Annotated in this window: 6 protein-coding genes; all 6 read right to left on the reverse strand. The window is 42.7% G+C overall.

From position 1 onward, the window contains the following. Positions 1 to 19 precede the first annotated feature (19 nt). The 6 genes from BVC88_RS21710 to BVC88_RS21625 are packed head-to-tail and all read right to left on the reverse strand — an operon-like array spanning position 20 to position 21,757. Complete coding sequence (locus tag BVC88_RS21710; RefSeq protein ID WP_075352505.1) at positions 20 to 3,706, reverse strand: sensor histidine kinase; 3,687 nt, start codon at positions 3,704 to 3,706, stop codon at positions 20 to 22. Further along, entirely contained in the window at positions 3,703 to 7,446 is a 3,744-nt protein-coding gene (locus BVC88_RS19965; protein WP_083639214.1) for a two-component regulator propeller domain-containing protein, read from the reverse strand. Before BVC88_RS19965 ends, BVC88_RS21710 begins: the two co-directional genes overlap by 4 nt. Beyond that, complete coding sequence (locus BVC88_RS21715; RefSeq protein ID WP_075352507.1) at positions 7,403 to 11,068, reverse strand: sensor histidine kinase; 3,666 nt, start codon at positions 11,066 to 11,068, stop codon at positions 7,403 to 7,405. Before BVC88_RS21715 ends, BVC88_RS19965 begins: the two co-directional genes overlap by 44 nt. Then, a complete protein-coding gene (locus BVC88_RS19975; protein WP_075352508.1) occupies positions 11,065 to 13,104 on the reverse strand; it encodes a tetratricopeptide repeat-containing sensor histidine kinase in 2,040 nt (679 codons plus the stop codon). The genes BVC88_RS21715 and BVC88_RS19975 overlap by 4 nt, the downstream gene beginning before the upstream one ends. Continuing rightward, entirely contained in the window at positions 13,101 to 15,248 is a 2,148-nt protein-coding gene (locus tag BVC88_RS19980; RefSeq protein ID WP_075352509.1) for an ATP-binding protein, read from the reverse strand. The genes BVC88_RS19975 and BVC88_RS19980 overlap by 4 nt, the downstream gene beginning before the upstream one ends. Next, a complete protein-coding gene (locus BVC88_RS21625) occupies positions 15,245 to 21,757 on the reverse strand; it encodes a sensor histidine kinase (RefSeq protein ID WP_075352510.1) in 6,513 nt (2,170 codons plus the stop codon). The genes BVC88_RS19980 and BVC88_RS21625 overlap by 4 nt, the downstream gene beginning before the upstream one ends. Positions 21,758 to 21,819: the final 62 nt, after the last annotated feature.

Here is a 21,819-nt window from a genome sequence, read left to right on the forward strand (position 1 = left end):
ATTCGTTTACTAGTTTCTCTTAGGATAAGGGTAATTGAATAGTGAATTTCGTCCCCGTCTTTGTTGGTAGTACTTGACCTTCTTTAGATTCCACCCTTAATTCACCCCCGTGTGCTTTTACGATATCATAAGATAGAGATAATCCTAATCCCGTTCCAGAACCCGTGGGCTTGGTAGTAAAGAAGGGTTGGAAGATTTTCTCTTTGATGGAGTCTGGGATGCCGGAGCCGTTGTCCTGGACAGAGATTTCTACCCCTAAATCCCCTGAAGGGGACTTTGTAGCCTTCGTTTTGACAACCACCTCGGGTTTGTAGCCATCTCCCCCTTGAGGAGTTTGGGGAGTGGATTTAGCTTTTTCGTGGACAGCGTAAAAAGCATTATTCACCAAGTTTAAAATCACCCTTCCGATCTCTGAAGAAACCACATTTACTTTAGGTAAATCGGGATCAAGCTCAAGTTTAAAGTCAGCATTAAAGCTCTTGTCTTTTGCCCGAAGTCCGTGGTAACTCAACCGCAAATATTCGTCGGCAAGTGCATTTAAGTCAGTGGGTGTTTTCTCTCCTTTGTTGGATCGGCTATGCTCTAGCATTCCTTTCACAATGGTATCAGCACGTTTGCCATGGTGATTTATTTTCGAGAGGTTTTCTTTTAAGTCTTTGCCAATTGCTTTTGCCTCTTCAATGTCCCCCTTCTCTAGTTCCTCATTCATTTCATCCACTAGCTCGCCACTGACATCAGAAAAGTTATTCACAAAATTCAGGGGGTTCTGGATCTCATGGGCAATGCCGGCAGTCAACTCTCCTAAGCTTGCCATTTTTTCCGATTGGATGAGTTGGGCTTGGGTGGACTGAAGGTTGCTAATGGTCTCCCGAAGTTCATCGGTTCTTTGAGTTACTTTTTCTTCGAGCAAACGGTTTTCCTTCTTTAATCGCCTCGACCGGTATTGAATAATTGCCCAGATGCCGCCGAAGGCTAGGATTGCATAAGCCAGGTACGCCCACCAGGTTTGCCACCAGGGTGGAAAAATTCGAAAACTGAATTCAGCAGGCTCACCCCATTGGCCTTTGATTCCTCTGGTTGCGACGCGAAAGGTATAGGCGCCGGGTGGGAGATTAAAGTAATTTTTGCTTTGAGGCTCCTGACCTGCATAGATCCAGCGATCGTCAGCGCCTGCCAGCATATATCTGAATGAAATTTTGTCTCTGTTCAAGACACTCAGATTGGCAAAACTGAACTGGAGATAATTTTGATCATAAGGCAGTTGCAGCCCGATGGGCAATTTGTAAGGACTTGACAGACTGTCCCATTGGATATTATTATCAAATACATATCCAGAGTCTTTCGGCAGCGTATTTTTGGTGAAGAGTTGATTGCCATCGCTGGACCACAGGGTATCACCCGTCTCAACAAGGGGCCTTAAATCTGCCATACGATCAAAAGAGCGTTCGTCATCCATGATTGTTAGTCCGGTGATGAAAACCGGACTGGACAAGGTGTCAATCACCGGATCTTGTGTCAGAATGGTCAATTTATAATTAGGCCCAGTACCAAACCAAAGTTGCCCGTTAGGCAGAAGTAAGCTTGCTCTTCGGTTATAGTCATTTGAGAGGAAACCTTGAGCAGCGCTGTATTTGAAGAAATTCCAGAGCGTGTTTAGATCAGCGGGAGGATTTACCATCAGGAGACCATCTACAGTCCCTAAGTATAGGGTACTATCTTTTTCCTGTAAGTTGTACACGGCGTCCGGTACGAGTCCTTCTGCTTCTCCCAGATTGGTGATGGTTTGACTGACAGGATCTATAATCGAAATGCCCTTCTCTGTTGCCACCCACAATGTGCCATCCTCTCGCTGCATGATCTTCCAGATGTTGTTATTGGCCAATCCTTCCTGTTCCCGTAAATATTGGATCGTATTTTTATCCGGATCTATGATAACCAATCCATTGCTCGTGCCCAGCCAGTAACGACCTGATCCATCATCCAGAATACAGCTTACCCGATCAGAACCTAATTGGGGAGACTCCTTTGGGATGATCTTTAATCCATTTGATACCGGATTATATACCGCGAGTCCATTATCGGTGGCTAACCAATAGCTGCCCTCTTCGTCTTTGAGGGCGCCGAAAACCCGTTGCGCAATGTGCTGCGTTGTTAGATACTGGGTGAGTACTTTTTCCTCGCGATTGATAATGAGAAAACCCTGCAGATCTCCATCAACGAATAGATTGTCTTTTTCAATTTCTTTGATGAAAAAAATATTTCTTGAATTTGGGTTTTGTAGCGTTGCATCATCGATCGCTTTAAGGGTGTTAGTGGAAGGGCTATAAATATTGATTCCGAAAGGGGTACCGAGCCAGATATCCCCTCGATGGTCTTCCTCCAGACTCCTGACTTCACTATCGATCAGCCCATCAGACTCGTCCAGGAACTCGGGCAAAGGTCCATCCGGATCCAACAGAAGGATTCCTTCCGTAGTACCAATCCAGATTACGCCCCTGTTATCTTTTATCGCATTTCCCCATCTTACAGAACTATTGGTGACAATCGTTTTCATCTGCCTGCGATCTTTACTAAGCACCTCTATAGTATCATTTTTTATGACCCATAACCTTCCGTGACGATCTTCCTCAAATAAAACTTGCCACCCAAGCTCCCCCTTTTTAATGTCAATGGTAGCAGCTGTTTTTTCTTCTAATGAAATGGCCATAGGACCCTTTTCGGCGGCCAGCCACATACTGTGATTTGAGTCTTGAAAAAAATATGAAACACGATCATCCAAGATTTCTACGTAGTCTTCACGGTCTTCCCCGATCACGCTTAATACAATTTGATCTTCACTATTATGAGTGAGCCAAATATTGTTCCTATGATCCTCCATTATCCGAAACCCACCTTCAAAGCCGGGATTGGTGATTCGACGTAAATGCTCCATTTCACTATCCATGACATAGTTGGCATTTTGCCAATGGTTCATCCAGATTTGATTTTGATGATCACAAAGAAGGGAAAGTATTGTCTTCGTTGCCAGAAAATGGGTTTGCGTTCTTTTTTTGAAATCTAGTACGAAGACCCCATTATTTCCCGTGGCCACCCATAATTTACCATCCTGATCTAATACAATATCCCAGATGTTAGTGTAGTCATAAGTATACAACTCATTCCCGTTGTAGAGAGATAGTCCACCGTCAAATGTGGCAATCCAAAACGTACCGTCCTCGTTCTGAATGATTTTTCTGATTTCGTTAGAGGGCAGCCCCTCACTCATGGAGAGTTGTAATATCCCCGAAGAGACTCCAGTCAGAACACTTGGTTGGTTCATTTTGGTGACGACAGGCGTTGGAAGGATACCAATTTTCTTTTCAATCGGAATGGTGTCAAACTCCAGCTTAATCCGATCATTGGGGTCCCAATCCAAGGGGGATTCCTCCATCGGAGAATTTAGAGGTTTGAAATCATTGATAATGAATGGCTGAGAGAGTATTTTGTCAATGTCCAACGGGTATGTTTGAGGAATGTCAATACTATCTGGGTCAATGACTTGCCATTCGATGGGTTTAGGTTCTGTAAGCTTAAAGGCGTTGGTTACAGGCGCCCTGAAAGCGGTCGGGTCAAGAGCGCCTTTTTGAACTTCATTATCATTACAGGATACAGTAAAAATGGCCGCAAGGCAACAAACTAATAGTATGGTTTTTGTTTTCGATATCATGTTATGTGATTGATTTTAAATGGTAAGGAAATAATAAAGCTTGTTCCCTCACCTTGTTTGCTTTCTACCCTTATCTCACCACCATGCGCCTTTACGATATCATAAGAAAGTGACAATCCCAATCCTGTCCCATGTCCTGTAGGTTTGGTAGTAAAGAAAGGCTGGAAGATTTTTTCTTTGATGGAGTCGGGGATGCCGAGGCCGTTGTCACGTATAGTGATTAGTGTTAGATTCTTAGTTGTTAGCTTGGTTTCTACAGAAACTTCTGGCTTATATCCCGACTCTCCTTTTTTGCCCCTTTCGTGAACAGCCTGAAAAGCATTGTTAATCAGGTTCAAAAGCACCCGGCCGATATCCTGTGACACTACATTTACTTTGGGCAGATTGGGATCAAAATCCGTTTTAAAGTCAGCATTGAAAGATTTGTCTCGGGCACGCAATCCGTGATAGGAAAGCCTTAGGTATTCATCTGCCAGTGCATTGATATCGGTGGGTATTTTCTCACCGGAGCTGCTTCGGCTGTGTGCGAGCATTCCCTTGACGATGGCATCGGCGCGTTTGCCATGATGGTTGATTTTTTCAGAGTTACCCTCAAGATCATTCAGAATTGCCTTGGTTTCCTCAAGGTCTCCCTTAGCCAATTCTTCTTTGGCTTCTTGAACCAGCTCCTTATTAAGCTCCGAAAAGTTATTCACAAAATTCAGCGGATTCTGTATCTCATGGGCAATGCCGGCTGTGAGCTCTCCGAGTGAGGCCATTTTTTCAGATTGGATAAGTTGGGCTTGGGAGGCTTTTAGTTCTTTGGTCCTTTCTTCTACGGTTTGTTCAAGTTTCACTTTTTCCAATTCCAACTTCCTTTCCCTCCACTTACTAAAAATTCTCAGCGCCAATAAAAACAACAGAACGTATATCAAATATGCCCACCAAGTGTGCCACCATGGTGGATTTATAGTAAACGTATATTCAAATGGCTCACTCCATACGCCACTTTCGCCAATGGCCTTGATTTGAAAGGTGTAAGTGCCGTAGGGCAGGTTTCGGTAGTCTGCTTTGGCTTCTCTTGTGGGATTGCTCCAATTGTCATTGAGTCCCAGCATACGGTGACTGTATCGTATTTTATGCGGAGCAGCCCAGTCTATAGCAGCGAAATGAAAGGTGAGGTGGTTTTTATGGTAGGGCAACTCTAAATTGAGCGGGTAGTTCTCAAATTTTTGCACGCTTTTAAATGCTATTTCATTACCCAGGCTATCTGAAATATTGCGGTAGTCTAGAAACTGCTCATTGATATCCAATTGTTTTAATAATGGTTGTGGTATTTGAGCAGATGGATTAAACTTGTTTAAATCCAACATAGTTAAACCCTTACCGCTTCCCCACCAGGCACGGTTTTTACTATCGATTAATGCAGAATTATGATAAAAATCTAATCCTTTAAGGCCATCTTGTGTGCCAAAAACTTGTATTGCAAACACTTCTCCTCCTTCGGGGGAAGCAGGGAGCGGGCTAATTTGCGTAAGCCCTTTTACTGTAGTTATGTATAAATTCCTGTTGTTATCTTCTAAAATAGACCTGACTCTATTATTACTCAAGCCGGCCGCCTCGGTAAAATGAACGAATGATTCACCATCATACTTCGATACGCCTCCGTCATAAGTGCCGAACCAAAGGTTTCCGCTTTTATCTTCTAAAATAGACCAGACTCTATTATCACTCAAGCCGGCTGCCTCGGTAAAATGAACGAACGATTCACCATCATATCTCGATACGCCCCCGCCATCAGTGCCGAACCAAAGGTTTCCGCTTTTATCTTCTAAAATAGACCTGACACTATTATTACTCAAGCCGGCTGCCTCGGTAAAATGAACGAACGATTCACCATCATATTTCGATACACCACCGCCATCAGTGCCGAACCAAAGGTTTCCGCTTTTATCTTCTAAAATAGACCTGACAATATTACTACTCAAGCCGGCTGCCTCGGTAAAATGAACGAATGATTCACCATCATATCTCGATACACCTCCGCCAACAGTGCCGAACCAAAGGTTTCCGCTTTTATCTTCTAAAATAGACCAGACAATATTACCACTCAAGCCGGCTGCCTCGGTAAAATGAACGAATGATTCACCATCATATTTCGATACACCTCCGCCCCAAGTGCCGAACCAAAGGTTTCCGATTTTATCTTCTAAAATGGACAAGACGCTATTATCACTCAAGCCGGCTGCCTCGGTAAAATGAACGAACGATTCACCATCATATTTCGATACACCTCCGCCCCAAGTACCAAACCAAAGGTTTCCGCTTTTATCTTCTAAAATAGAGCTGACTTCATTATTACTCAAGCCGGCTGCCTCGGTAAAATGAACGAACGATTCACCATCATATTTCGATACACCTCCGCCATAAGTGCCGAACCAAAGGTTTCCGCTTTTATCTTCTAAAATAGAAAGGACAATATTATTAGTCAAGCCGGTTGCCTTGGTAAAATGAACGAACGATTCACCATCATATTTCGATACGCCTCCACCCCAAGTGCCGAACCAAAGGTTTCCGCTTTTATCTTCTAAAATAGACCAGACATTATTATCACTCAAGCCGGCTGCCTCGGTAAAATGAACGAACGATTCACCATCATATTTCGATACGCCTCCGCCTTGAGTGCCAAACCAAAGGTTTCCGCTTTTATCTTCTAAAATAGACCTGACTCTATTATTACTCAAGCCGGCTGCCTCGGTAAAATGAACAAACGATTCACCATCATATTTCGATACGCCTCCGCCTTCAGTGCCGAACCAAAGGTTTCCGCTTTTATCTTCTAAAATAGACCTGACATCATTATTACTCAAGCCAGCTGCCTCGGTAAAATGAACGAACGATTCACCATCATATTTCGATACGCCTCCGCCTTCAGTGCCGAACCAAAGGTTTCCGCTTTTATCTTCTAAAATAGACGTGACTCTATTATCACTCAAGCCGGCTGCCTCGGTAAAATGAACGAACGATTCACCATCATATTTGGATACACCTCTGTCTAAAGTACCGAACCAAATGTTTCCGCTTTTATCTTCTAAAATAGAGCTGAGATAAGAGGACCCCATACCTTGGTCCACATCTAAATATTGTAAATTGGTAAGGGCAGCATCTTTAAAAGCTGGGGGCAGGGCTTTGGTGGGTGCGGGTTGTATGGCTTTTACTGTTTTGCCCCGGGCAGGTATCGGTATGCCGGTGGGTATGGTGTCACCGCTGGAATTAATTAAAACAAAATCTTTGTTGCCTTCGCCAAATTTCACAGTCTTAATTTGGCTGTGGTCAACCAGAAAAGTTGGCAGGTTTTCGGGTATTTTATGTCGGTTGGGGTGGGCATTTACCTCGACAAGCCCAGTAACCGCCTTGCCCACTTTAGGCCTGGCCACACTGTCTGGGTGAATGAGTTTTCCCCTTGCGGGTATGGGTACTCCGGTGATGAGCGTGTCGCCACTGCTCAAAATGATGGGTTTGATGCTATCGCCTGTTACTGGGTTTATGGCATAACCACCTTCGGGGCTGGCTTCTACCATTTGAGGTTGCGGAAAAACCGATGTGGGGGCGGTTCCATCAACTTTTGGGCTGCGGTTGCAGGCGGCTAATAGTAGAAGCAAGAGGAGGAAATGTGTTTTCCCTAAAAATGATGTAGCTGTCGTTCTCATCGTCATTTTATATGGGTAATTGAATGGTAAATGTAGCGCCTTCATTTTCATTTGATTCTATTTTTATTGATCCTCCGTGCGCCTTTACGATATCATAAGAAAGTGACAATCCCAATCCTGTCCCATGTCCTGTAGGTTTGGTAGTAAAGAAGGGCTGGAAGATTTTTTCTTTGATGGAGTCGGGGATGCCGGGACCGTTATCCTTGACGGAAATCTCGATTTTGTCGCCGATGTATTTTGTAGAGACAGTTACTAATGGGTTAAAACCCTCCAAGGGTTCCAAACCCTCGGAGGGTTGACTAGCACAAGCCTGAAAAGCATTGTTAATCAGGTTCAAAAGCACCCTTCCGATATCCTGTGGCACCACATTCACTTTTGGTAAATTCGGATCGAAGTTTGTTTTAAAATCAGCATTGAAAGATTTATCTCGGGCACGCAATCCGTGATAGGAAAGACGCAGGTATTCATCACAAAGTGCATTGATGTCGGTGGGTATTTTTTCGCCTGAACTGGTCCGGCTATGGGCAAGCATTCCCTTGACGATGGCATCGGCACGTTTGCCGTGGTGGGTGATTTTTTCGAGGTTTTGTTTGATGTCATCAGCAATGGCAAATCCTTCTTCAATATCTCCTTTTTTAAATTCGTCTTTCATCTCATCGATGAGCTCATTACTCACTTCGCTAAAGTTGTTGACGAAGTTTAAGGGGTTTTGAATCTCATGTGCAATGCCGGCAGTCAACTCTCCTAAGCTTGCCATTTTTTCCGATTGGATGAGTTGGGCTTGGGTGGATTGAAGGTTGCTGATGGTCTCCCGAAGTTCATCGGTTCTTTGAGTTACTTTTTCTTCGAGCAACCGGTTTTCCTTCTTTAATCGCCTCGACCGGTATTGAACGATTGCCCAGATACCACCGAAGGCTAGGATTGCATAAGCCAGGTAAGCCCACCAGGTCTGCCACCAGGGCGGAAAAATTCGAAAACTGAATTCAGCAGGTTCACTCCATTGGCCTTTGATTCCTCTGGTTGCGACGCGAAAGGTGTATGCACCGGGCGAGAGATTAAAGTAATTTTTGCTTTGAGGCTCCTGGCCTGCATAGATCCAGCGATCGTCTGCGCCTGCCAGCATATATCTGAAGGAGATTTTGTCCCTGTTCAAGACACTCAGATTGGCAAAACTGAACTGGAGATAATTTTGATCATAAGGCAGTTGCAGCCCGATGGGCAATTTGTAAGGACTTGACAGACTGTCCCATTGGATATTATTATCAAATACATATCCGGAGTCTTTCGGCAGCGTATTTTTGGTGAAGAGTTGATTGCCATCGCTGGACCACAGGGTATCTCCCGTCTCAACAAGGGGCCTTAAATCTGCCATACTATCGAAAGAGCGTTTCTCATCCATGATTGTTAGTCCGGTGATGAAAACCGGACTGGACAAGGTGTCAATCACCGGATCTTGTGTCAGAATGGTCAATTTCCAAATAGGCCCAGTACCAAACCAAAGTTGCCCGTTACGCAGAAGTAAGCTCGCTCTCATGTTATAGTCATTTGAGAGGAAACCTTGCGCTGCCGCATACCTGGAAAAATTCCAGGGCGTGTTTGGATCAGAGGGAGGATTTACCAGCAGGAGACCATCTTCACTCCCAATGTATAAAGTCCCGTCTTTTTCCTGTATGTTGTCCACGGCGTCCGGTACGAGTCCTTCTGCTTCTCCCAGATTGGTGATGGTTTGACTGACAGGATCTATAATCGAAATGCCCTTCTCTGTTGCCACCCACAATGTGCCATCTTCCCTTTGTCTGATCTCATGGACGGTGTTATGGGCCAATCCTTCCTGTTCCCGTAAATATTGGATCGTATTTTTATCCGGGTCTATGATAATCAATCCATTGCTTGTGCCCATCCAGTAACGACCTGATCCATCATCGAGAATACTGATTACCCGGTCAGATTCTAATTGGGGAGTATCCTCTTGGATGGTCTTTAATTCATTTGATACCGGATTATATACCGCGAGTCCATTCTCTGTGGCTAACCAATAGTTGCCCTCTTCATCTTTGAGGGCGTCGAAAATCCGTTCTGCAATTTCTTGCGTTGTAAGATACCGGGTGAGTACTTTTTCCTCGCGATTGATAATGAGAAAACCCTGCTGATCTCCATCAACGAATACGTTATCTTTTTCAAATTCTTTGATGAAAAAAATATTTCTTGAATTTGGGTTTTGTAGCGTTGCATCATCGATCGCTTTGAGGGTCTTTGTGGAAGGACTATAAATATTGATTCCGTCTTGTGTTCCGAGCCAGACATCCCCGCGATGGTCTTCCTCCATACTCCTGATTTGACCATCCATCAGTCCATCAGACTCATCCAGGACCTCGGCTAAAGGTCCATCCGGATCCACCAGAAGGATTCCATTCGTAGCAGTACCAATCCAGATGACGCCTCTTTTATCTTTTATCGTATTTCCAAACCTTACAGGACTGTTGGTCGCAATTGATTTCATTTTAGTGTACTCTTTGTTGAGTACATGGATGCTATCACTATTTATCATCCATAATCTTCCCTGATTGTCTTCCTCATAAAATTGCGCATCGTCATAAAATTGCGATTCTTCATTAAATCCATCCTTCTCATTCAGGGTGCGGACAGTTTTATCGTCTAATGAAATGCCAAAGGTGGCACTTACAGAAGTCAGCCACATCCTATTGTCACGATCCTGAAAATGATACCCACCACTAATCGGGATGTTTGTATAATCCTGTCTGTCTTCACCGATGATACTGGTTACGGTTTGATCCCCGCTTTGACTCAATAGCCAGATATTATGATTCCTGTCCTCCATTAATGGATAATTAGGGCGAATACCTAGGAATCCGGGATTGGTGATTCGACGTAAATGCTCCATTTCACTATCCATGACATAGGTGCCCTTTTGCCAATAGGTTATCCACATCTGATTTTGATGATCACAAAGAAGGGAAAGGATTGTATTCGCTGACAGGAAATGGGTTTGGGTTTTTTTCTTGAAGTCAAGAACGTAGATCCCATTTCCCGTGGCCATCCAGAGTTTGCCATCCTGGTCTATTTCGATATCCCAGATTCGCAAATAATCATAAGTATATAACTCATTCCCGTTGTAGAGAGACAGTCCTCCGTCGAAGGTGGCAATCCAATAAGTGCCGTCTTCGTTCTCAATGATTTTTCGGATGTCGTTCCCAGGAAGCCCTTCAGCCCTCGAAAGTTGCAACATAACCGAAGAGGTTCCACTCAGAGCACTTGGTTGGTTCATTCTGGTTACAACCGGTTCAGGAAGGATGGAAATTTTCTTTTTTATCGGAATGGTATCAAACTCCAGCTTAATTCGATTATTGGGATCCCAATCCAGGGGGGATTCCTCCATCGGAGAATTTAGAGGTTTGAATTGATTGATAATGAATGGCTTAGAAGGTATTTTGTCAATGTCCAACGGGTAAGTTTGAGGAATGTCAATACTATCCGGGTCAATGACTTGCCATTCGATGGGTTTAGGGTCTGTAAGCTTGAAGGCGTTGGTTACAGGCGCTCTGAAAGCGGTCGGGTCAAGAGTACCTTTTTGAACTTCATCATCATTACAGGATACAGAAAAAATGGCCGCAAGGAAGGAAAGGAATAGTATGGTTTTCGTTCTTGATATCATGATATGTGATTGAATTTATAAGGTAAGGAAATTATAAAGGTTGTTCCCTCACCTTCTTCGCTTACTACCCTCAACTCCCCTCCATGTGCTTTCACTATATCATAGCTCAAAGACAAGCCTAAACCTGTTCCCGAGCCCGTAGGCTTGGTAGTAAAAAAGGGCTGGAAGATCTTTTCTTTGATGGAGTCTGGGATGCCGTTACCATTGTCTTGGACGGATAGCTCGATTCCTTTTTCAGTTTTCTTCGACTTGATAATTACCTCTGGTTTATAGTCCTGCGGGGAAGATTTCGATTTTTCATAGACCGTGCTTCGACTTCGCTCAGCACAGGCATAAAAGGCATTGTTTACCAAGTTCAGAATAACCCGACCAATATCGGAAGCCACTACATTTACCTTTGGCAAGTCCGGATCAAGTTCAAGCTTAAAGTCAGCATTGAAGCTTTTGTCTTTTGCCCGAAGTCCATGGTAGGAAAGTCGGACAAACTCATCCGCTAAAGCATTCAGATCTGTTGGAGCTTTTTCGCCTTTATTCGCCCGGCTATGCTCCAGCATTCCTTTGACAATTGCATCAGCACGCTTTCCGTGTTGATTGATTTTTTCTGAATTCTCTCCCAAATCCCTTAAAATGGATTTTGCCTCTTCGATATCACCTTTCTCTAATTCTTCTGTCGCTTCTTCGACCAATTCTCTATTTACCTCCGAGAAGTTATTGACGAAGTTCAGTGGATTCTGAATTTCATGCGCGATCCCTGCGGTTAGCTCACCAAGCGAGGCCATTTTCTCAGCTTGGATCAGTTGGGCTTGGGTGGATTTGAGTTGTCTTAAGGCTGATTCAACTTGGTGGTTTTTTTGAAGCAGTGAATATTTCGCTTGCTTTTCTTTTCTATAACCACGAAAAATGATCAAAGCAATTATCACAATTACCCCGAGGCCACTCAGCAACAAAATTTGCCTAAAACGATTTTTGAAAGCTGTTTCTGCGGTAGCAATTTCAAATTCCCTTTGTTGTTCATCAAACCCTGCGATTGTTTCGAAACCAGTAATATTGGCTAGGTGGGTTAGGCTATCATTATAAGCAATTGCGTGGGTACTATATGCTAGTGCTTTTTCAAAATCTATTTCCCGATAGATTTGGGAAAGAAATTCGTTTGCATCGATAATGTTGGTATAGATTCCGCTCGCATTAGCTATATCTAAAGATTTTGTTCCATAGAAAATTGCCGAATCACTCTCTCCTAGCCGAAAATGGAGTTTGGCAATATCGAAATTGGCATGGAACAACCAAAATGTACTAATAGCCTTTTCCGTAGCCTGATGGAGGTAAGATTTGGCCAGATCAAGATGCCCCTTTCGTTCTACCACTCTTGCGTGGTTAATCAAGGCAATATTGGACAACCAATTAGTTTCAAGTTTAATGGACTCTTCATATGCCTTTTGAGTATAGAATGATGCTGAATCGAGGTTGTTCAACTCCAAATAAGCGTTGCCTAAATAGGACATCGCGAGTGTAGCCATAGGTAAAGGTTTAGCCTCCGATTTTTGCAGCGAATCCAAAACAAGGAAGGCTTCTCGAAAATACTTGGATGCGTTTTTATAATCTCCAATGTTGGTATATGTATGACCTAGGCCAAGCAGAAGCATCCCTTTCATTTCTTTCTGACCAATTGTATTTGCGAGGTTGACACCCTGCAGAGTGATTTGAAAGGCTTTGGAAAAATTTCCGATGGTATTTAATGCTATCGCACTTGCTTGCATGGCTTCAACTTCTCCTTTTGGGAATCCGATTTCTCTGGAAATATTAATAGCGCCATAGCCATAGAAAAGAGCGGAATCAGGCTTATTGAACATATATTGATTACACAGACTGACCATAATAGCGATTTTACCAGTGTCTGTTTTTGCATGAGTGAGGGCATGCATTAGGCTATCAGTTTCAGTATTATGATTGGCAATGATTGCTTCAAGCCTTTGTGCATTGCTCTGTTTAGCACCAATGAAAAGGAGGAGAATCAATATCGTCGTTAGTTTCTTCATACCGTTGTCTGGTTAGGTAAAGAGAAAATAAATTTTGATCCCTCACCTTCTTCGCTTTCTACCCTTATCTCACCCCCGTGCGCTTTCACAATATCATAGCTCAATGATAAACCCAAGCCAGTTCCCGAGCCTGTTGGTTTGGTAGTAAAGAAGGGCTGGAAGATCTTTTCTTTGATCGAATCGGGGATGCCAGAGCCGTTGTCTTGGACGGAGAGCTCAATTCCTTTTTCAGTTTTCTTAGAACTGACAATCACCTCGGGGTGATAGTCCTCTGAGGTAGATTTTGCTTTTTCATTTACTGTACTTCGACTCCCCTCGACTTCGCTCTGGGCGAGACGCTCAGCACAGGCGTAAAAAGCATTATTGATCAGGTTGAGCAGTACTTTACCGATATCCTGTGGAATAACAGAAACCTGTGGAAGATCAGTAGCCAGATCTGTTTTTAATTGGCATTTGAAATCAGGTTCTTTTGCTAAAAAGGCTTGATAACTCAATCGCAAGAATTCATCTGCCAGTGCATTGAGATTCGTGAGTTCCTTTTGACCGGAACCTTTCTTGCTATGCTCGAGCATTCCTTTCACAATGGCATCTGCTCGCTTGCCGTGGAGGGTGATTTTAGAAAGATTGTCTTTGAGGTCTTTCCCGATGAATTTCGCTTCTTCGATATCGCCTTTCTCCAATTCTTCATTCATTTCATCGACCAGTTCGCCACTCACTTCAGAGAAGTTATTGACAAAATTCAGCGGATTCTGGATCTCATGTGCAATACCAGCCGTGAGCTCTCCGAGTGAAGCGAGCTTCTCTTGTTGGATGAGTTGGGATTGGGTGGCTTTTAAATCTCTAAGAGATTCTTCCAGTTGTTTGTAGGCTATTTCCAGCTGAGTTGTTCGTTCTGTCACCAAATCCTCCATCTCTGTATTCAGTCTTAGAAATTTTTTACCTTGGTATATGGAGAGTCCAACTGGCAATGTGTTGTAAGTTAATAACGTCAAGACAGGGATAAAATAAACCCCTTTAAAACCAAAATAATCCATAGCTAGAGCTACTATAACAACTAAAGGTACTCCTAAGATAGATAAAGCAGGGATGAACGTGTCCCTGACTCCTTGCTTAGAGGCCTTGTAAATAGCAATTAATCCTCCTGTAAGTGAAATGAATAATATTAAGGGAAAGGTTATCTCTCCCAAAAAGTCTATTCTCAAAAAATATATTACGATTCCTACGATGACATACACTTTCCAAAAAATATGAGCTTGAACCTTAAGTAATTTATGAGTTACTAAAGGTACAAGGAGAAAAGAAAGTGCCGATAGTAAATTTAGTATAAAAAAATCTAGAACAAGACTGAACCAAAATGAATGAACGGTAAATTGAGATAGAAACCAGTTTAAAGCGATTCCACCAATCGACACCATTAGCAGAACCAGCCATAAATTTTCCTTCTGATCTTTGACTTTGAAATACAGGATGAGATAAAGGACAGACAAAATAAAAATCACTGTAACTGAAAGACCGGCTATCACAATAGCAACTTTCTGCTGTTCCATCCTATTTTGGATAGAATCCAGGCTTACCAGACTGAGCGAAAATGAATATGGCTTAATGGAGGAGAGAAAAATTAAGGCACTAAAAAGTGAATAGCGGTGATATGACTTTTTCACTATCAAAACATACTCTGTACCCCTTTCCAAATTCACAGGCTGTTCTAAGTCGTAATAGCGTGCTACAATTTCTTCCTTGTCCTTATTAATCGATGGGTCACCAATTTTTAGAACGGATTCATTATTGAAAAAAACTTCGGCGGAAATATTTCTAAATGAGGAAAATCGCAGAAAAGACTTTTCGACATCAAAAGTAGAATCAACCTTGAATCTTAAGCGAAAATACCCAAAGCCATTCCAGAGGGAGTCCAGCAAAGCGTTATCCTCTGATATAGGCTCCTGTAGTTTTACCCATTGGGCAGAATTGGCGGGATCTTCAATATTATCAGTGGTGAATTCCCATCCACCTAGCTCCGTCAAAGACAAAACTTCTCCACCTTGAACAGATAAAGAATCGTGAAGGACCACCAAGCTCGAGTCTTGCCTGGGAAGATTTACTTGTGGCTGAAAAAATGTGAGTAATCCGATCAAAAATGCAATCATGTATTTTGAAGTTTAATTGTGAAAATGGATCCATTTTCAGAAGAATTGACCTGAAGTGTTCCCCCGTGCGCTTTCACAATATCATAGCTCAAGGACAATCCCAATCCCGTTCCAGCCCCAGTCGGTTTGGTGGTGAAGAAGGGCTGGAAGATCTTTTCTTTTATGGAGTTGGGGATACCTGGGCCGTTGTCTTGGACGGAGACTTCGATGTACCCCCCCTTGCCCCCCTCAGGGGGGATTTGGCAAGTGCTCACATTGATCATTGGGGTATAATCTAAGGCTACATTTTCTGATTTCGCTTTTTCATGCACAGCGTAAAAAGCATTATTGATCAGGTTGAGCAGTACTTTTCCTATATCCTGTGGAATCACCGAAACCTTGGGAAGATTGGGATCGAGGTTTGTTTTCAACTCGCATTTGAAATCGGGTTGCTTGGCTAAAAAGGCTTGGTAACTCAATCGCAAGAATTCATCAGCTAATGCATTGAGGTTGGTAAGCTCCTTTTGACCGGAACCTCTTTTGCTATGTTCCAACATTCCTTTGACGATGGCATCCGCCCGTTTGCCGTGGAGGGTGATTTTCTCTAAGTTCTGTTTGAGATCATCGGCGATCTCCACTGCAAACTGCACACTGCCTGCTGCCAATTCCTCCTTCATTTCATCCACTAGCTCTGTGCTTACCTCGGAAAAATTATTGACGAAGTTCAGCGGATTCTGAATCTCATGGGCAATACCAGCAGTGAGCTCACCAAGCGAGGCCATTTTTTCAGATTGGATCAGTTGGGCTTGGGTGGATTTCAATTCGCTAAGTGTTTGCTCAATTTGAGATTTAGCGTCTTCTAGTTGCTTGAAATCCTCGTATCGGGCATAGGCCACAGAGAAGGCATCTGCCAAATTCTGAACTAGTTCAATTTGAGCCGGAGATAAATCCTCCTTACTTCCTACATACAACATGCCCTGAGGAAAAGGAATAAACTGCAATGTCAAGGACTCAGGTGGAGCTTCGCCTCCTTGGTACGTTTTTACATTCTGGATTTGATGCTCTGCCAATAGCGTCTTGGAAAAAGCAAGGAATTCTTCTTGATTCCAATGTGCAACATAGGGCTCTTGTTTTCGCCAATATTTCACTCCATTTGTACTGATGTCATTACTCTCAAAATCGAGATTAAGAGCGGCTAAAGGTTTTCCATCAGGTGTCGATAAATAGAAGCGGACCTTTTCCTCTTTTTCATCCACGATCATCAAGCCACATCTAAAGAAGGGTACGCCGAGCGTAAGTAGCTCTCTCCAAATCAGAGGCGTAATACGCTGAAGATCCTCGGTATTTCGCATGGAGGCGATTTCAGCACGTACCCGGTCAAGAGAAGATTGCTTGATGGCCTCCAAAGTCCTCTTTTCTGCTTTCTGCAAATCTTCCACTCGAGTGTAAGTGAAGTCAACCACCTTGGCAAACCGCTCGAGGATAGAGGATCCTTCTTTGGAAAGCGGTTGGTCACTGCCTACCAACACAGCACCTTGGCTTAAGAATGCTAAAGAGAATACAGTCCGTTTTATAGGAAAAACAAGTTCCTTCAATTGGTTTAAATTGGAACCGGTCATATGTTTATCGAAAAGCTTATCGAAGCTTGTTTTGTCTTCCCCTTCTAAAACATAGCTGGTGTATTTCATCCCTTTTTGAAATGCATTCTTGTGATGCTCATTAAAGGGATGATTAAAATAAGGACCGGAGAATTCAAAATCCAGTAAATCTTTACCTGAACCCACGTAGATCCATGACTTCCAAGAATCAAAATTATTCCCAAAAAGTAATATTTCACATAGTCTAGTTTCTACATCAAGAGCGTTGAGGTTCTCAATCATAACTCTCACGACTTCTTTCAAATGGCTACTTTTTTGCATAGCCATGGCCGAAGATCTGACTCGCTCTAGCGCAGCCTCTATCTGAGCTTCTCGAGCTTGTGCTTCCGCTTTTTGGAGGTCGAGAAAACGAGTATAGGTTTGTTCGAAGACTTTGGCGAATCGTGTGAAAATATCATGGTTTTCCGGAGATGGCTTCTCAGTGGCAAAAGCAAAAAAACCATAATAGAAATATGCCATATGAAAGTAAAGCTTATCTGGTGGGAGTAGCACTTCAAACATTTTTTGCTCAGGAATCATCTTTGCCATGTTTTGAAAATGATTTTTCAGCTTATCTCCCTCTATCAATTCGATTATGAATTTTTCTCCTGATTTCCAGCCTTGGTACATCTTGACCAAAAGTTGATCCTCGCTGTGGTCTATTACAGTTCTTGGCATTTGCCCATCGACGGGGTCTCCAATCCAAGTTTCTGAAATTGGCTTATTCGGGTCAGTGATATGAATTCCAGCCGCAAAAATCTCAACCCCAAGATCCCGTACCTGCTGAAGGATAACAGCATTCAGCTCAATGAGCTCGTCGCTTTTGTGCATCGCCATCGTTCTTGCACGCACCCTTTCCAATGCTAATTGAATCTGCGATTCTCTGCTTTGTGCTTCTGCCTTTTTAAGGTCTAGGAAACGGGTGTAGGTCTGTTCGAAAACTTTTGTAAAACGCCTATAAATAGCTAGATCTTTTTCACTGATTTCTTCATAGGTGGATGCTCCCAAAAAGCCAAAACCATGAAGAATGTGCTGAATGTATACTATTGGTTTTTCAGGAGCGCCTACAACTTCAATTCCAAAAATCTCTTTACTTGACTTTACAAAATCATCGTAAGGCATTTGAATTTTAATAGATTCCTGTTTGCTTTTCCAAGCATCAATTTCAGCTCTGAAATTAGGATGATCGTCACCGAATACTTTTTTAGGTGTTTTAGAAAGATTGTGGTGGGTAACCCACATAGTCATTGAATCCTCTTCTGGATCAATCAGTGTTATCCAACTTCCTTCGGCTACTATACCAATAGCGTGTAATTGTTGAAAGAGTACGTTGCCTGCTTCTGACAATTCCTCACTTTTTTGCATGGCCATAGTTCGAGCACGCACTCTTTCCAAAGCCAATTGGATTTCAGCTTCCCTTGCCTGAGCTTCTGCTTTCTGTAAATCAAGGAAGCGGGTATAGGTTTGTTCGAAGACCATTCCAAAACGCGCTAAAAGATTTGAATTGGAATCAGAAAGGGGTTCGAGCGTAGAGGTAGTTAAAATGCCGAAATTATTGCAATATCCTGAAACATGCATTTGCTTCGCAGAGGACATACCCATCTGAACCTCTTCAGGCAATTGAGCTAGCTCTGATTTTGTAAATAGAAATTTATCATATGCTTTTTTATCTTTTCCTTTCAAGTGATAACTCCAAGCGACCCGCTTATTTTTCCAAGCTTCAACCATCGATAAAGTCATTGGGAGATCGTTAGCGGGAACTAAAAATCCATGAGTCTTTATTTCCTTTTCAGGACTAGCTATCCACCATTTCATTCCAAGCGAATCTTTTTGGATAGTTAATAAGACAACCCTAGCAAGTGCTACATCTAAGTGTGACAGTTCCGTATAGAGTAAATCAACTATTTCTAATAATTCATTCGAACTGTGCATCCCCATGGTCTTTGCTCGCACACGCTCCAAAGCAGCCTCAATCTCTGCTTCTCGAGCTTGTGCTTCCGCTCTTTGGAGGTCTAAGAAGCGAGTGTAGGTTTGTTCAAAAACTTTCGCGAAGCGCTTAAAAATCCCCCACATTTCCGGTACGGGTTCATAGGTAATAAAAATTAGAAACCCGAATGAAAAGAATACACAGTGAGTAATTTGAAATGTTGGAATTTCAAATCCTAAGTTCTCGCTTTCCTCAAAAAACTTTTTGGGTGATGAAAAAGAAGACATGTATTTATAGGTATCCTCTAATGACTTCCCACTTGACTCAAATACCAAAAAGGTTTCGCCATTTTGTCTAGCCTCAAGAATTGTTTTAAAAAAAGGATCTTCATTAAAAGGGATTGTCATCGGATCCGCTAGACTTCCATCCGGCAATGCTACCCAAGCGGTAGACGAGATTTGATCAGGCTCCCAAATTTCAAAACCGCTGGTCCACTGCTTGTTACCTAATTCCTGGATCTTTTGAAACATGATTGAAGCTACTTCCGACAATTCATCACTTTTCTGCATGGCCATTGTTCTCGCCCGAACCCGCTCCAGAGCCAATTGGATTTCAGCCTCCCGAGCCTGAGCTTCTGCTTTTTCCAAATCGAGAAAACGGGTGTAGGTCTGTTCAAATACTTTGGCGAATCGAGGGAAGATATATTCTTCTTCAAATTCCTCTTCAGTGATGATTAAGAGGTAACCGTATTTATAGGCAGCAACATGGTTTTTTTGCCAGATTGGAAGTGGTCTTCCAAAGTCTATTACTTTTTGGAAATTGGCTTTGAAGCTTGGGATCTCCATGAGATGATCATAGATATCCTTGAGTTCCTTTCCTCCTTGCGTATACGAATGAAGTGCTTCTTGATTTTTCCAGGTATCATACATTCGCTGCTCACCATGATCTGCATTGTAGGGAACAAAAAGATGGTTAAACATCTGGCCTGGAATGGGACTGCTCATCCATTTTTCGACCAATACTTCATCCTTTTTGCAAATCGCAAATCCAGCAGTCCAAAGTTGAGCCCCAAGAATTTTTAACTGATCAAACAATAGTGCTGCAACCTCAGACAGTTCCTCACTTTGGTGCATCGCCATGGTTCTGGATCGGACTCGCTCCAATGCCAGTTCAATCTCTCCTTCTCGTGCTTGCGCTTCTGCTTTTTGAATATCAAGGAAGCGGGTATAAGCCTGTTCGAAAGCACTGGTGATCCGCTTCAATACGGGGATGCTGTTGGCTGGGAAAGGATTTATATCCACAAACTGAATGATGCCATGTGTCATATTTACGTATTCGAAATAGACTTGAGGCTCATTCATAATCATGGTTTTGACCACTTCAGGAAGATCTCTCATTCCTGTTATTGTAAATAAGTATCGGGCAAACTCATGTTTCACTTCATCCTTTTGATGAATGCTCATGAATTCTTCATCACTCTCCCAAAACTGCCACCACTTCCGGACCACTTCATGATCTTTATTATCGAAGTAAAAAGGCTTGGAGTATTTTGAGTTGACGATTTCTGAAAACCAACCTTGGATGTTATCCTTTTCTTTATTGAAAATAAATAGAAAGCAACCCCAAGTAGCTATTCCAAGTTTTTCTACTTGGTTATACATTTCTTGAACTACTTCTCGTAATTCCTCACTTGACTGCATGCCCATGGATCGCGATCTGATACGTTCCAAAGCCGCTTCGATCTGCGCTTCTCGTGCTTGTGCTTCTGCTTTTTGAATATCAGTAAAACGTGTCCATGCCTGCTGGAATACTTTTGCAAAACGTTCAACAATGAGAAAATCTGCATCATTAAGGAGTTCAGTTGAAGCAACGAAAAGCACACCAAAGTCCTGAAATGAGTTATAGAGATGGATTGGATCAGGCTCACGCATTGCCAACTGGACTTCTTTCGGCAGATTAGCAAGACCGGTGTTACTAAAAAGATGATCATCCCAGCTCTTTTTAGCATCTCCTACTAATTCGTAATAATATTTCGATTGCCTTTCATTCCACAACTTCCAATAGTCATTATAAACCTTATTGTCATTGTCATGTATGTGAAAACTTTCTGGGCCACTTTCTGATTCCGGATTTGCAAACCACAAGGTAACAGATCTGTTTTCAGTTTGGTATATCCAGATTATAGCGCGGGCCAGTCGCACTCCCAGGGAAGTAAATTCTTCAAAAGTTTTGGCAAGCACCTCATTAATTTCTTTTGATTCATGCATCGCCAATGAACGCGACCGCACTCGCTCCAATGCTGCCTCAATCTGCGCTTCTCGGGCTTGAGCCTCTGCTTTTTGAAGATCTAAAAAGCGGGTGTAGGTCATCGAAAATGCTTTTGTGAATCGTTTCATAATCGATTCCTGCTCAGCATCAAGGAGGGTTTCTGTCAAAATGTGTAGATAACCCTGAGGGAAATAACCACAGTAAAAAAAGACAATTTGAGGAAATACTTGAGCCTGTTCTTCAGCTTCTCTTGTACCAAAAAATTGGGACACAAATTGAAGATGCTTAATCAATTTCTTTCCTCCTACCTTTTCATGATAAATAGGTTCTTTGTTTTTCCAGTTGTGATAGCGTTCATTCAGAACTGGATCACCGGTCAATGGGAGAAAAAATTTATTCATGTAATTTTTTCCTCCAGGTGCAGAAAACCAAACTTCCTGCTTTTCATTTAACTCGTCCACAAGTACGAAACCAGTGCTGTAAGGCTCAATTCCCAAAGAAGAAAGTTCTCTATATAATAGTGAAGCAGTATCAATTAGCTCCTCACTTTTCTTCATTGCCATGGCCCTTGCTCTTACCCTTTCCAGCGCCGCCTCAATCTCCAGTTCTCTGTTTTTAGAATCCAACTCCAGCGCCTGCTCTTTCACTGACTGTTGGAGTCTTCTGTTTTCTGCGGTTAATTGGGCTGCGCTCTTCATGACTATTTTGGGTCTATTGGCAAAAAATACTTAACTCTTCCTGACTCACTAGCGAATAGGTC

This window comes from Algoriphagus marinus, from assembly GCF_001936475.1.
Classification (GTDB): Bacteria; Bacteroidota; Bacteroidia; order Cytophagales; family Cyclobacteriaceae; genus Algoriphagus; species Algoriphagus marinus.